A 13630-nucleotide genomic window follows, 5' to 3' on the forward strand; every position below is an offset into this window, starting at 1 on the left:
GAATCGTCGCGAACGCGGCGAATGCCCAACACGTGCAGGTGCGAGTCAGGGTCGGCAGCGACTCACATCATTGTTGAAGCCCCGTATCCGTAGAGGTCGGAGGAAAACATCTTGAACATCACTTTTGAAAACAAGGTTGCACTCGTCACGGGTGCGGGCTCCGGGCTCGGTCTCGCGACCGCAAAGGCGTTCGCCTTGTCGGGAGCCGCGGTCGTGCTGGCAGACCGGAACCGCGACGCAGTGCAGTCTGCCGTCGATGCATTGAAGGAGCTAGGGGCAAGGGCCCTCGCCGTGCAGTGCGATGTATCCGACGACGTCCAGGTGGAAGCCATGGTCGCGCAGACCGTGTCGACGTTCGGTCGGCTCGATGTCGCTTATAACAACGCCGGGGTACAGAACATTCTCGCTGAAACGGCCGACTCTCCGCGCGACGATTACGACCGCGTGATGTCGATCAATCTGCGCGGCGTATGGAGCTCCATGAAGTTCGAGTTGCAGCAGATGCGAAAACAGGGGAATGGTGCAATCGTAAACTGCTCGTCGCTCGGCGGTCTTGTCGGCGGTGCGGAGCGAGGCGCCTACCACGCGGCGAAACATGGCGTGCTTGGGCTCACAAAGAGCGCGGCGCTCGAATATGCGGCGCAGGGTATCCGGGTCAATGCCATTTGCCCCGGGTTGATCTGGACTCCCATGGCGGACCAGATGGTCGCGGGTGGCCAGGGGGCGGCACTCGAAGCGATGACAGCCACCATTCCGATGGGCCGTCACGGACGTCCGGAGGAAATCGCCGATGCCGTTTTGTGGTTGTGTAGCGAAGCATCGAGCTATGTGACAGGTCAGTCCATTTCCATCGACGGCGGCTTCATCATGCGATAAGAAGTTCTGCGCTGAGAAACCCACGCCAGTTGGGTTGAAGGAGAGAAGAGATGGAAAAACGCAAGCTGGGCCAAGGCCTGGAAGTGTCGGCGCTGTCACTGGGCTGTATGGGCTATGGCGTCGCCAGAGACATCCCGGACCGCACTGAAATGATTGCGGTCATCCGGACAGCAATCGAACGCGGTGTCGACTTTTTCGATACCGCGGAGGTCTACGGGCCCTTCACCAACGAGGAGATGGTCGGAGAAGCAATTGCACCGCTAAGGGACAGGGTGAAGATTGCAACCAAGTTTGGCTGGGATGTCGATGTTGATACCGGCGTTCATCACGGTGGCGTCAACAGTAGGCCTGCACACATCCGGGCTGCAGTCGATGGCAGCCTGAAACGGCTCAATGTGGATTACATCGATCTTCTCTATCAGCACCGGGTGGACCCTGCAGTCCCGATGGAAGAGGTCGCGGGCACGGTCAAGGATCTTATCCGCCAGGGGAAGGTGCGATATTTCGGCTTGTCCGAAGCGGGCGTGACGTCGATCCGGCGTGCCCACGCGGAGCAGCCCGTTGCAGCACTTCAGAGCGAGTATTCGCTGTGGACCCGGGAGCCGGAAGCCGAGATTATTCCCGTGCTCGAAGAGCTTGGCATAGGCCTGGTACCGTTCAGTCCCTTGGGTAAGGGGTTTCTCACAGGAAAGATCACGGAGGCAACGCATCTTGGCAGTGACGACTTTCGCAGCAAGATTCCGCGATTTGTACCTGAGGCCCGAAAGGCCAACGCAGTTCTGATTGGATTGCTACGCAGTGTCTCGCAACGGCACGAGGCGACACCGGCACAGATCGCCCTTGCATGGCTCCTGGCGCAGAAGCCTTGGATCGTGCCACTATTCGGCACGCGCAAGGTCGAGCGCCTCGACGAGAATCTCGGCGCGTTCAAGATAAAGCTGAGTGCGGCGGATCTGGACGAAATTCAATCTGTCGCGTCTGAAATCGAGGTTCAGGGCGCCCGATATCCCGAGGCGATGATGAGGCTGTCAGGTCTATAGCGCGCTGTTACCTGTTGGGAGTGTCGCCGCTGTCGCCGAGAGATGTCTGGTGTCTTTTGCACGCCGGAAAACAGCCGTTCACCTGCGGCAGTCGAATGTCGGATTGTGGCCGACTCTCGTCCGACACGCATGTAAAGTTCATACCGACTCTCCCGTCCAACTACAAGGAGGCCGACGCCCGTTTCGGTTGCTGGCAGTGTTCATGCCCCAGCTTGCGAGCGATTACAGTTCTCCCTAGGCATTCGCATCTGATACGGCGTAATCCACTCTGCTGCCCGCAGACCGAGCTACATTGGTGCCAAGATGCGACCGGGCATGACTCGGTCGACAGGCCAGATTCTGTTTGCAGATCCCGATTTCCTCATACACACAGCCAGTACAGATGTATTTGCATCGGGACGCACCGCGTTTGCGGACCAAAACCCATTAAATCAATTAGTTAGCCAAATCTCACAGAACAGTTTTGTTTTGCAACGAACCAGAATCGCTCGTCTGCACGAAAAATCCGCACGACCGGCCGTCAGACCCTGCAAGACACGGATGCCGCGCCATTTAAACGTCACATTGTTGACGCAACACCGACGCACCATGCTCACTGCACACCTCGCTCGATACGGCGCCATCCCTTGTTCCGAGCCCCGGCGTCATTGACCTGTGGAGACGACCATGAATGGCAAGCCGGCCCAGCCCCCGTTGCAAGGCGCCCCGCGGACCTTTCCGCCGCGGCGCGATTTCTCGTCGCTCTCCGTACTCGATCTCCTGGAAGCCCGGGAAGCCCAGCACGTGCAGTTGTCGAATCTCGACAACGTCGTGGCCACGGCGATCGGCCGGTATCTCATTCATGAAGACGACTGGTACGCCGTCCATTCGCCGGAAGAGCCCCGCCCCGCCGATGTCGCGAAAGCATCGACGCCGCGCACGCTGGATAACGGCGTCGTGCGCGCGTGGTCGTGGCCTTGCGTGCTTGTCTTCGTGCGCGAGTGGGTCGAGTCCGAGCGCCTGGGCGGCAATGTCGTTCCTCGCGCGCTGTATCTGAGCGACGGACGCGTCGTCCCGACATGCGTCGTCCTCGCTCCCGCCGATGAAGAGGCCGGACCGCCCTCCCCCGGCCCGTCCCAGGTGAGCCCGATGGTCGGCGGCGGTTATGCCTGCCTGCGAACCGATCAAGGCATCGAACGCATGGGCACGTTCGGATGCATCGTGAACAAGGACGGATCGTTCTACGCCTTGACGAGCCGGCATGTCGCCGGCGAGCCGGGACAGCCCGTGAGCGCTTACGTCGGCGATTCCACCCGGGAAGTCGGCGACGCCGTGAACCTCGGCCTCAGCAAACTCGCCTTTTCCGAAGCCTTCCCGGAGTTCCCGGTCCTGAAGGGCATGCTCAATTTCGATGTCGGCCTGGTTCGCATCAGCGATGTCTCGAACTGGACCTCGCAGGTCTTCGGCATCGGCGAAGTGGGCGAGAGCTATCAGGCGACGGCGGCGTCATTGACGCTCGACCTGATCGGCGCGCCGTTGCGCGCGTTCGGCGGCACGTCCGGCGTGATGGAGGGCGAGATCAAGGCGCTGTTCTTCCAGCCGCGCGGAACGGGAAGCATCGAGTATTCGACGGATGTGCTGATTGGTGCCCGCAAGCAAACCGGAACGCGGACGCGCCCTCAGGAACCGCCCTTCACCCGGCCTGGAGACTCGGGAACGTTGTGGTTCTACGATCCGCCCGGGACACCTCGCGAAACTCATCCCGATCAGCTCGTGCATGAGCAGGCGCCGGAACGCGGCGCCCTCGCACGGCGGCTGCGCCCGGTCGCGGTCCAATGGGGCGGGCAACGCTTCCGGCTCCCCGACGGCAAGGCCAGCGCCTTCGCGCTGGGCAGCTTCCTGTCCACCGTCTTGCGCGTGCTGGACCTGGAGCTCGAGCACGAATGGAGCACCGGTCACGACGAATACTGGGGCAAGCTCGGTCACTTCGCCATCGGCTGGAAGGCCTGCGAACTGCTGCAAGGCAAGCTCTCGACACTCATGCTGGCGAACCAGGCGCGGATCGGCTTCGATGACGCGACATTGGGACAAGGCAAGGCATTCAAGATGGGCAGCAATGCCTTCGTGCCGCTCGCCGATGTCCCCGACTACGTCTGGGTGCATGCTCGTCCAAACGAGCCGATACAGCATTTCGCGGACATCGACATCGTCGATATCGACGGCGGCAAGAGCATGCTGGACCGTTGTCATCAGGACAAGCGCAATTGTTCCGCGACGCAGTGGAAGGCGTATTTCGACGGCTTCGCCAAGGCAGGCACGGGGCCGGAAGAAGGTGCGCTGCCCTTTCGCGTGTGGCAGATCTGGGAGGCGATGGTGGCCTATCTCGAAGACGGCGACGTGCTGCGCTTCGTCGCCGCCGCCGGGATACTGGCGCACTACGTGGGCGATGCGTCCCAGCCGCTTCACTGCTCGTGGCTGCATCACGGCACACCGCCGCTCGTCGAACATGATGGCCGGCAATATCCCGTCCCGCGCAGCTCTGCCGCATTCAAGACCTTCTCCGGCAGCGCTGCCGCGAAGATTCACAGCATCTACGAGGAAGGCATGCTCGAAGTGGACCCGGTGGCGATGCTGGAAGGGGTCAACAAGGCCATTGCCGGCAGCGAGGCCGATGCAGGCGTGGCGGCCACCGGTCATGACGCCGCAAGCGCAACACTGGATCTGATGTACGCGGTCCACCAGCGCCTGAGCCCGCAACGCATCATCGATGCCGATGACCCGGCGCTCAATGTGCCGCAGCGGCAAAAGCGCCTGTGGGCAAACGATACGATCCGGAAAGCCACGATCGCGTCGCTCGCCGACAGCGTCAAACTGCTCGCTTCACTGTGGGCGTCGGCGTGGGCGGCGGGTTCCGGCGATGCATTGGCGAAGAACAAGTTGATCGCGTTCTCCGAGTCCGAGCTCGCCGACATCTACCGGCACGACGAGAGCCTGATCCCCAGCCTCTCGCTGGATGAGATGGCGTCCAGCGGCAAGTTCGAACCCCCGGCGGCCACCGAACCCCATGGCGACGGCGCGCTTCCTGTGAAAACGCCGGCAAGAATGAAGCGCGCCTGATGCTGCTCGCTCGCTCAACGGGCGATGGCACCCGCCTGCGACACACCGTTCCAGTCGGCTCCATACCCGCCGACGGCAGCCTGATGCGCCGCCTTGTGGAATTCCGCGGCCTGCATCTCGCCTTCGGGGAAATAGGCCCAGGCAGTCGGGCTATAGCCGGCTTTCTCGGCCTGGACCAGGTCGGCGCGCACTTGCGCGCGGGTGAGCGGCTGTGAATTTGCCTGCGCGAAGGTGATGGCCGGAGCGGCAACGGCCAGCGCAATGACGGCCCTGATGAGCGATTTCATGGCAAACCCCTGTGTTGCGGCGCGCTGCGCCCACGGTGTACTCGACTCGTGGGAAAAGCTTAGCAGCGCGCCGGGACAGGGTAAATGCCGGAGCGGTCAACCGCATCGGGAAGTCAGCGCGGCGTCATTCGATCGAACGTTCATGGACAGCTTCGTGACAGCATCGCGAGGCTTCAGAAGGTATGCCGGATACCCGCGATGATCGAGATCTGGCCGCCGCCGGCCGGCGGACTGGCCGTGGGCGACAAGGTGGTCGCCGCGAGTGCGAGGGTGCCCGAGTTGTTGATGTGCTCGCCGGTCAGATAGACCAGGGTCCGCTTGGACAACAGGTACTCGCCGCGCAGCACTTCGACGAGCGCCTTGTTGGGCGACTGATCGTATCTGAGCTGGGCCACCATGCCGTCGATATGAAAGAACGGATTCACCGGCACGGTGCCCGACACCCAGAACAGATTGCTTCGGGGCGTCGCGATGCCGTCATCGAGGCGCCGTATCCAGCCGACGCCCAGCTTGGTGCCGTGGAACTTGACGTAGCCGCCCAGCGTGATGCGGGCATCGGCCTTGTCGGGCGAGGTGAGACCGCCCCATGTCGCCGCCGTGCCGCCGTAGTTACGCTCGTAGGAGGTGGCCACGCCCCACGTGTGCGCGTCGTACTTGAGCAGCGCCGACCATTCCCGGCACTGGTTCGACGGCGTGGTCTGCCCGGGACAATTCGTGGCGACCGAACTGTTGCCCGCCACGGCGTCGCGGCCGAAGCTGTAGTTCACGCCGCCTTCGAAGTCGCCGAGGAAGTAGCGATAGCTCACCGAGTTGTCGGCCCGCGCGTTGGCAATGCCGTTGTCCAGCGTCGTGATGCCTTGCGCACCCGTGCCGAACGGGTTGATGAACGACACGCCATAGAAACGCATCGTGTACTGGCGGCCGAAGGTGAGCCGCCCGTATTTCCCGTCGATGCCCACATACGATTGACGCCCGAACAGGCGGCCGCCCTGCCGCGAGGCGCCGTTGGTCGGCTGAAAACCGCCTTGCAGGTCGAAGATGGCGCGAATGCCGCCACCGAGATCCTCGACCCCGCGAATGCCGAAGTAGGAGGTCGCGGTGCCGTCGCCGGTGCGCCAGCTGTTGGTGGTGGCGTTCTTGCCTTTCGCCACGTTGTTGACGAACTCCACGCCCTGATCGATCAGGCCATAGATGGTGACGGAGCTTCCGCCCAAGGGCAGCGGTGCGCCCGAAGTCGGGACTTCGGCATTCGCCCATGTGGGAGCGATGCTCATGCATGCTGCGCAGGCCCACGCTGCGGTCGGGTAATTCATGATCGACGCTGTCTCCTTGACGGGATCCGTGCTTGACCTCGCCGGCGCGACAGCAATCGCCTTCAGGTATGGATCACGTTCTTTTCATGTGTGTTTGTAACGCACTGAAATTCTGCCAGCGGGAGACGACGTCGAGATTGAATAAAACTGCGTGTCGATTGAAGGAATGGTTAAGGCGTGGGTCCGTCCGGAAGGCGCCGCTTCATGAGGCGTTCAAGCGGCTTCCACGGTCTGCGTGAATTGCAGGACGATGAACTCGGCAGGCCGCGTCGCCGCCAGACCGATCTTGACGATCATCTTGCCTTGAGCGATGTCGTCGGCCGACATGGTGATGTCCTTGCCGATCTGCACGAAGTACGCTTCGTCGTCGGATTGGCCGGCCAGCGCGCCCTGCTTCCACAACTGATGCAGATAGCTGTTGATGGCGGATCGCACCTTCTCCCACGTCAACGGCGTGTTCGGTTCGAAGACCATTTCCTTCATGGCGTTGTCGACATCGCGTTCGACGCTGTTGAACAGACGGCGTACCGGGATGTAGCGCCAGTTGTCGCTGTCCTCCAACGTACGAGCGCCCCAGACTACCGGAGCGTTATCGTTGAACGAGCGGATCATGTTGATCGCGCGGCCGCTGGTGTACTGCGCCTGGAGGTCGTCCGTCACTGTGTAAAGCGGTGTATAGCCAGCAGGCAAGGGCATGTTGGCCGGCGCCTTCCAGACCCCTCGCTGGCGATCGTTCCTGCAGTAGAGGCCGGCCATGACGGCGCTGGGAGGGATGTCCGCTGTACTCCAGTTCGTCTTGAGGAAAGGATAGTAAACCGCCCCGCAAGGATTCGATGGATAGCCGTCGGTGGCATTGGCGCCCGTTATTTCGTCCTTGGGTCCATCCAGAATCTTGAAAAGCGAAACCGGCAGGTGGTCGAGGTGGAATCGCATGTCCTCCATCTTTTCGCCATTCGCAACCACCAGCGTAACGACCGACTCAAGCGCCTTGGCTGCGGTGACCAAATCATAGTAGTTCACCGCATAACAAGGCCCGCCGCCTGATTCGAAATAGGCCCTCAGACCCGCGAACTTTGCATTATTCAGGTCGACGTTGTCGGACTGGTACAAGGTCACGTCAAGCCAGTTATTGAAGCGAATTGGCGCCTTCGAGAAATAGGCGCTCATGCATATCAACGGCACCGCCGTCGAGAGCGTGTTGACCGTTGCAGCAAATGAAGCGTTTTCCTGCACGTAGACACCGGGGTAACTCGTCACGACGGTCATGGGATCGATCTCCGCCTAAAGTGGTGACATTCATTATGCGAAGATCCGCGGACAACTCCTAACCAGCAGCACAAAATCACGCTTTTGCGCAGAGTCTTGATTCTCCTTCCGATTCCGAATCTTTCTCAAGACAATGCCGGAAGATTTCAACCAAAGCAGTGATGCTCTGCATGCCACTACTCAGGCAGCACGCCCTCACCCCCACACTTCCTCCGGCAGCGGCAACCCTTCGAGATCCCCCGCGCTCAACGGCCCATCCGGCGTCACGCCCTGCGTCTCCAGCATCAGCATGATCTGCCGCGTGTGCTGCGTGGCGTGCCATGCCGTGCGTTCCAGCACTTCGTGGAAGGGTCGCGTGCCGTAGTAGGTCTGCACCGCGTAGTTCACCCCGGGGTCCGCTTCAGCGGCCCACCATGCATCGAAGCGGCGATGCACGTCGTCGCCCCAGCGGCGGATGTCGTCGGCCGTCCAGGTCTCGGGCGGTATCTCGTCGAAACTTTCGAAGCGCAGCAACATGCCCTGCGACGCTTCCATGCCCATCTCGGCGATGCGATACACGTGATAGCACAACTGCGCCGGCGTGCGACGCCGGTCGCGAAACGGTTCGTGCAAATGCTCAGGCGCGAACTGGACCACGTAACGCGACACGGCGCTCATCACCGTGTCGAGCCGTGGCACCAGCATGCGCGGCGGCAAGGGCTCCGCGAGCGTCGTGCGCAGGTCGAGAAACTTCACCACGTCCTTGAGCGACTGCGCGAACGTATAGCGCGCGCCGATAGACACCACCGGCACGCTGCGCACGCCCAGCGCGAACAACTCGGCCTGCGCCTCGGGATCGTTATGCACGTCGCGCGATTCGAACTCGACGCCCTGCTGGGTCAGGAACTCCTTCGTGCGCAGGCACGACGAGCAGCCCGGCTGCCAGAAGACCTTGATGCGCGCACTCGTCGCGATATCGTTCATGAGTCTCCTCCGTTGCGTTGCAATGCATCGCGCGAGATCAGGCCACTCAACCACGCACCCGCGCTAGTCGTAAATGCGCATCGCCATCTCGTGATGCGCGGCGATGCGCGCCTCGAACGCGCGCGTCGCCTCCGTGATGTTCACGCCGCGAAAACCGCCGCGCACCGCCTTGCTCGCCACGTCCTTGTAGGTCGGCAGGAGGCCCGGAGCGAGCGGCTGCGCATCCGGGATCGCCAGCCATAGACGATACAGCAGACGGCGCCGCCCCGGTTCCGGCCAGTCTTCGTAGCTGGTGCGCGAATGCAGTTGCGTATGGTTGTTGAGGAACTGCATGTCGCCGGGCTCGAGATGCATCGAGAAGCGCACGTCCTCGCGCGCGAGGATTTCGTCGAAGAGATCGAGCGCCTCGATTTGTGCCTGCGTCAGGCGCGGCAAGTCGGGAAAGCCGTCCTGCGCGCCCTTGATATGGTTGCGCACATGACGGCACGCAAAGTGCCCTTCCGTCACCGAGAACACCGGCGACTCGTACCACAGCCCTTCCTCCGGCGCCTGCTCGCCCTGCCGGCTGAAGATGAACGGCTCGTACAGCACCGCGACGAGATCGGGACGTTCCTGAAGCATCACGTTATGGGCATGCACCGAACTCGCGATCAGGCTCTCGCCGCCGCGCTTCGCCGCGTTCACGCACATGAGCCCGACGATGTCCGCATTGTCCGCATGGAAGTCGAGCTTCGAGTTCGTGTTGTAGCCGCGGCCCGTGGTGCTGCGGTAGGTGCCGCCGGCATCGGTGACGTCGGACATGAACTGGCTCTGCTTGCCCTGCGGACGCGGCACGCCCATGTGCAGGCCGAGCCCCCAGAACAGCAGGCGCAGATGCGCCGGCTCATGACGCCCCACCGGAAAGCCGCGCAACACCATCACGCCGAGTCCCTGCTGGGTCTCGTCATGCACGACAGCGAGCGCGGCGCGGCCGGCGGCGCCGAGCGGAAAGTCTTCCACGCCCAGATCGAACAGATCCTTGCCCGATGCCACCGCCGTGCGCATCGCCGTTTCGAAATCGGCGATGGCGTCGTCCGACAAATGATGAAACCACGCCTCGGTCTGCGCGAGGTCCGGTCCTTTCCAGCCCGCGCGGCTTGCAACCTGCTGAATCATGAAGCTCGTCTCCTTTTATCGGTCTACGTTCGCTCAAAGCTCGATCTGTGCCGCACGGTACGCGTCCTGTTCGGCGTCGAGCTTCGCGAGCCGGTCCGCGTCCATGCCGAGCATGCGCGCCGGATTCTCGCGCACCATCTTGCGCACCGCCGTCTCGGACATGCCCAGTGCGAGGAACGTGCCGATCAGCATGCGCATGGTCTCCGGACCCGGCGGCGACCATTCGAAGAAGTAGTCCGTCGTCAGGATGACCTTGTCCTCGCCGATATCGCCCACCACATCGGCGAAGTCCTTCGGCTTCATGCGCATCAGCGGCGGCAGGCAGCCGAGCGCGCAGAACTCGCACACCGCGCCGAGCGCGCACATGTCGCGGATTTCCTGGCGGTTCGCGCCCACCGAGTTGCTGTCCGGATGCGAGAAGATCACTTCGTTGATGCCGTAGTCCTTCGCTTCCAAAGCGAGCGCGATCGACTCCGTCGGCGAAACGTGTCCCGTGCAGATGGTCATGCCGTACTGGCGCGCGCAGTCGAGACACTCGCGGGTTTCCTGCAGCAGCTTGCCGTTGGAACCCGTCAGGCGGATGCCCTTGCCCGGCCGCAACGTGCCTTCCGCGCGGTCGAGGAAATGCCGCAGATGCCGGCTCATGCCGCCGCGCTCGATGTCATGCTCGGCGCTCCAGGTCGGCATGAACACGACCTTGGCGCCCTGCTTCGCCGCGCTTTCGATCGCCAGCGGATTGAGCCCGCCCACCGCGTAATTCAGCGTGATGCTCGGGAAGATCTCGATGCCCGGCACCAGGTTGCTCAGGTGATACGCGCGGCCCACGGTCGGGAACATGTGCGACTTCAGCACGATGCCGAGCATGCCGGCATTGCGTGCGATCGACATCTCGTCGATGTCTTCCAGACGCGTCTTCGCCTCGAAGCTGATCTCCGGGAAGCCGTGATGATGCAGGTCGATGGCGCCCTTCAGGATGCGGTCAGTGGCGGTGGCGCCGCCCGGCGGATACGGATAGTAGTTCGATGTCATGCGTGGGGTCTCCAGTATCGTTCGCTACGTGCGTTACGCGAGACGCTTCTTCACGTCCGCGAGAATGTGGGCCTCGAACTCGCGCATCGTCTCGATGCCGAGCGCGCTGTTGGTCTGCGCGAGGCTCGCCATGCGATCGACCCATGCGCGCGAGTCGCCGCTATGCTTGAGATCGGCGAGAAAGTCCTCGACGATGCGCACGGTCAGGCGCACCGTGCTGCTCGGGAACAGCGCGATGGCAAAGCCAAGCTCCTGCAGTTCCGCCGCGGAAAGCAGCGGCGTCAGCCCTGATTCCGACATGTTCGCGACCAGCGGCCCGCCCGCCAGTTCGCGTCCGATGATCTCGAGTTCCTCGAGCGACTGCGGTCCGTCGACGAACACGACATCCGCGCCCGCATCGCGGAACATGCGGCAGCGTTCGAGCGCTTCGTCCAGCCCGTGCGGACCGCGTGCATCGGTGCGCGCGATGATCACGGTGCCGGGATCGTTGCGTGCTTCGAGCGCGGCGCGCAGCTTGCGCAACGCCACCTCGCGCGACTCGACGATCTTCGCGTCCATGTGGCCGCAGCGCTTCGGCCAGGCCTGATCCTCGATCTGGATCGCGGCCACGCCCAGGCGCTCCATGCCCTGCACGGTGCGGATCATGTTGGTGACGTCGCCGTAGCCGGTGTCGCAATCGACGATCAGCGGCACGTCGGCGACGCGCGTCGTGGCGAGCACGGCGTTCTCGATCTCGCCGTACGCAACCAGCCCGATGTCCGGCACGCCGTAGCGCGACGCCGCCGTGGCATAGCCGCTGAGATACGCGGCTTCGAAACCCGCGCGCGCGATCATGCGGATTTCCAGCGGCGAGCCGCCGCCCGGCACCACGACGATGTCCTTCCGTTGCAGGCGTTCGCGCAACACGCTGGCATGCGATGCAGATTTCATGACTTGTTTTCAGGTTGGGGATAGCGCCGCGACGCGATCCGTTGCAGGAAATTGACGAGCTGATCGAGGGCCACGGCGAGCACCAGCACGAGCAGCACGCCGAAATAGACGTTGGGGGTATTGAAGAGCGTGCGGTTCTGCGTGATGACGAAGCCGATGCCCGAGGTCGCGGCCATCATCTCCGCGACCACCACGCCGATGGCCGTCATCGCGCTGCCGAGACGCATGCCCGACAGCACCGAAGGCACCGCGGCGGGCAGCATCACGTGCCGCACCAGCTGCATGCGGCGCGCGCCCATGCTGCGCGCCGCCACGAGCAGTTGCCGGTCCACCGTGCGCACGCCGGCGGCGGTGGCGAGCAGCATCGGAAAGAAGCCGTAGACCGCGCCGAACACGATCTTCGATTCCATGCCGATGCCGATCCACGCCGTCAGCAGCGGATAGAGGATCACGAGCGGCACCGCATACAACGACGACGCCAGCGGCAACAGCGTGTCGCGCAGCGCGGCCACGCTGCCGAGCAAGAGCCCGCACGCGCCGCCCACCACGAACACGATGGCCAGCGCGGCCGCCATCTCGGCCACCGTGGACGCGAGGTTCATTGCGAACATCGGCCCGTTGTCGAAACCGGCCACGAGGGTCGACGACAGTGGCGCGAGCATCACTTCGGGCACCCAGCCGAGACGCGGCGCCAGTTCCCAGAAGGCGAGCAGCAACACGATGCAGACGAGCCGCAGCGCCGCTGCACTCAACGCGGGACGGCGCGGCGCGCGTTCGGCTGCTGCTTCTGCGGCGGCGGGCGCGTGCTTCGTGCGGACCAGGGGCTGCGAGATCATGCGTGCTCCACGGTACGGATCAGTTCCCAGATCTCGTCGCGCAGTTCGCCGAAACGCGCGGTCGCCATCGTCTTGAAGGTGCGCGGACGCGGCAGGTCGATCTGGATGCGCTTGATGACGCGCCCCGGACGCGCCGCCATGACCACGACTTCATCGCACAGATAGACCGCTTCCGTGAGGCTGTGCGTGACGAATACCACGGTCTTGCGATGCTGCTCCCAGATGGACAGCAGTTCGTCGCCGAGCGAGAGACGCGTCTGTTCATCGAGGGCGGCGAACGGTTCGTCCATCAGCAGCACGCGCGGGTTCTGACAGAAGCCGCGCGCAATCGCCACGCGCTGCTTCATGCCCCCGGACAGTTCGTGCGGACGGCGGTCGAGGAAGTCCTTCAGCCCGACGCGCGCCAGCATCTCGCGCGCGAGCGGCCGGCGCGTCGCCACGTCGATGCCGCGCAGTTCCAGCGGAAACTCCACGTTCTCCAGCGCGGTCTTCCACGGCAGCAGGCTCGACTCCTGGAACACGACGCCGATTTCCTCCGGCTCCGGCTGCGTGATGCGCCGCTCGCCCACGCGGATGCAGCCCGCGCTCGGCGCGAGCAGGCCGGCCATCATCATCAGCAGCGAGGACTTGCCGCAGCCGCTGGGACCGACCAGGCCGATGAACTTGCCGTTGTCAATGCTGAACGATACGTCGTCGAGCGCGTGGACCGGCCCGCTCTTCGATTGATAGGTTTGCGACACGCCGTCGATGTGCAGCGCGGCGGTCTCGTTGCGAGAGAGTGCGTTCGGTGTGCTCATGCGAATTGTGTGTGGTCGTGGGGTTGTGCGGATTTCCTGAGC

12 protein-coding genes are annotated in these 13630 nt (G+C 63.3%); 3 read left to right on the forward strand and 9 right to left on the reverse strand.

What is annotated here, in order from left to right; genetic code table 11:
• The first annotated feature begins 111 nt into the window (after nt 1–111).
• The 3 genes from QCE62_RS26360 to QCE62_RS26370 all read left to right on the forward strand — a co-directional run bounded on the left by QCE62_RS26360 (nt 112) and on the right by QCE62_RS26370 (nt 5012).
• Nucleotides 112–876, forward strand: a complete 765-nt coding sequence (locus QCE62_RS26360) for a glucose 1-dehydrogenase (RefSeq protein WP_309924951.1) — start codon at nt 112–114, stop codon at nt 874–876.
• A gap of 50 nt (nt 877–926) precedes the next feature.
• Nucleotides 927–1916 carry an aldo/keto reductase gene (locus tag QCE62_RS26365; protein ID WP_309924953.1) on the forward strand — a complete coding sequence of 330 codons (990 nt, stop codon included), beginning with the start codon at nt 927–929 and terminating at the stop codon, nt 1914–1916.
• A 666-nt stretch (nt 1917–2582) separates the two neighbouring features.
• On the forward strand, nt 2583–5012 hold the full coding sequence (locus QCE62_RS26370; RefSeq protein WP_309924954.1) for a hypothetical protein: 2430 nt from the start codon (nt 2583–2585) through the stop codon (nt 5010–5012).
• A gap of 14 nt (nt 5013–5026) precedes the next feature.
• Here the strand turns inward: QCE62_RS26370 and QCE62_RS26375 are convergent, their stop codons facing one another.
• The 9 genes from QCE62_RS26375 to QCE62_RS26415 form a co-directional block, all read right to left on the reverse strand.
• Nucleotides 5027–5299 carry a DUF4148 domain-containing protein gene (locus QCE62_RS26375; RefSeq protein ID WP_309924955.1) on the reverse strand — a complete coding sequence of 91 codons (273 nt, stop codon included), beginning with the start codon at nt 5297–5299 and terminating at the stop codon, nt 5027–5029.
• Nucleotides 5300–5472: 173 nt separating this feature from the next.
• Nucleotides 5473–6612 (reverse strand): porin, encoded by a 1140-nt coding sequence (locus tag QCE62_RS26380; protein ID WP_309924956.1) that lies wholly within the window; start codon nt 6610–6612, stop codon nt 5473–5475.
• 213 nt (nt 6613–6825) lie between these two features.
• Nucleotides 6826–7878, reverse strand: a complete 1053-nt coding sequence (locus QCE62_RS26385) for a phage tail sheath C-terminal domain-containing protein (RefSeq protein ID WP_309924958.1) — start codon at nt 7876–7878, stop codon at nt 6826–6828.
• Between the two features lie 195 nt (nt 7879–8073).
• Nucleotides 8074–8841 carry a glutaredoxin domain-containing protein gene (locus QCE62_RS26390; RefSeq protein ID WP_309924960.1) on the reverse strand — a complete coding sequence of 256 codons (768 nt, stop codon included), beginning with the start codon at nt 8839–8841 and terminating at the stop codon, nt 8074–8076.
• 63 nt (nt 8842–8904) lie between these two features.
• Nucleotides 8905–9996, reverse strand: coding sequence for a TauD/TfdA family dioxygenase (locus QCE62_RS26395; protein ID WP_309924961.1), 1092 nt, complete (start codon nt 9994–9996; stop codon nt 8905–8907).
• Between the two features lie 33 nt (nt 9997–10029).
• Nucleotides 10030–11025: a DUF6282 family protein gene (locus QCE62_RS26400; RefSeq protein WP_309924963.1), complete on the reverse strand. Its 996-nt coding sequence runs from the start codon at nt 11023–11025 to the stop codon at nt 10030–10032.
• Nucleotides 11026–11058: 33 nt separating this feature from the next.
• On the reverse strand, nt 11059–11955 hold the full coding sequence (locus QCE62_RS26405; protein WP_309924964.1) for an isocitrate lyase/phosphoenolpyruvate mutase family protein: 897 nt from the start codon (nt 11953–11955) through the stop codon (nt 11059–11061).
• Entirely contained in the window at nt 11952–12791 is an 840-nt protein-coding gene (locus QCE62_RS26410; protein WP_309924966.1) for an ABC transporter permease, read from the reverse strand. Before QCE62_RS26410 ends, QCE62_RS26405 begins: the two co-directional genes overlap by 4 nt.
• Nucleotides 12788–13588, reverse strand: coding sequence for an ABC transporter ATP-binding protein (locus tag QCE62_RS26415; protein ID WP_309817681.1), 801 nt, complete (start codon nt 13586–13588; stop codon nt 12788–12790). The genes QCE62_RS26410 and QCE62_RS26415 overlap by 4 nt, the downstream gene beginning before the upstream one ends.
• Nucleotides 13589–13630 lie beyond the last annotated feature (42 nt).

The sequence above is a fragment of the Caballeronia sp. LZ033 genome, from assembly GCF_031451265.1.
In the GTDB taxonomy this organism is placed as follows: Bacteria; Pseudomonadota; Gammaproteobacteria; order Burkholderiales; family Burkholderiaceae; genus Caballeronia.

What these genes read in the sequence shown, in the direction of transcription:
- QCE62_RS26365 (WP_309924953.1), top strand. Translation starts at nt 927, where the DNA reads ATGGAAAAACGCAAGCTGGGCCAAGGCCTGGAAGTGTCGGCGCTGTCA.
- QCE62_RS26370 (WP_309924954.1), top strand. Translation starts at nt 2,583, where the DNA reads ATGAATGGCAAGCCGGCCCAGCCCCCGTTGCAAGGCGCCCCGCGGACC.
- QCE62_RS26375 (WP_309924955.1), bottom strand. Translation starts at nt 5,299, where the DNA reads ATGAAATCGCTCATCAGGGCCGTCATTGCGCTGGCCGTTGCCGCTCCG.
- QCE62_RS26380 (WP_309924956.1), bottom strand. Translation starts at nt 6,612, where the DNA reads ATGAATTACCCGACCGCAGCGTGGGCCTGCGCAGCATGCATGAGCATC.
- QCE62_RS26385 (WP_309924958.1), bottom strand. Translation starts at nt 7,878, where the DNA reads ATGACCGTCGTGACGAGTTACCCCGGTGTCTACGTGCAGGAAAACGCT.
- QCE62_RS26390 (WP_309924960.1), bottom strand. Translation starts at nt 8,841, where the DNA reads ATGAACGATATCGCGACGAGTGCGCGCATCAAGGTCTTCTGGCAGCCG.
- QCE62_RS26395 (WP_309924961.1), bottom strand. Translation starts at nt 9,996, where the DNA reads ATGATTCAGCAGGTTGCAAGCCGCGCGGGCTGGAAAGGACCGGACCTC.
- QCE62_RS26400 (WP_309924963.1), bottom strand. Translation starts at nt 11,025, where the DNA reads ATGACATCGAACTACTATCCGTATCCGCCGGGCGGCGCCACCGCCACT.
- QCE62_RS26405 (WP_309924964.1), bottom strand. Translation starts at nt 11,955, where the DNA reads ATGAAATCTGCATCGCATGCCAGCGTGTTGCGCGAACGCCTGCAACGG.
- QCE62_RS26410 (WP_309924966.1), bottom strand. Translation starts at nt 12,791, where the DNA reads ATGATCTCGCAGCCCCTGGTCCGCACGAAGCACGCGCCCGCCGCCGCA.
- QCE62_RS26415 (WP_309817681.1), bottom strand. Translation starts at nt 13,588, where the DNA reads ATGAGCACACCGAACGCACTCTCTCGCAACGAGACCGCCGCGCTGCAC.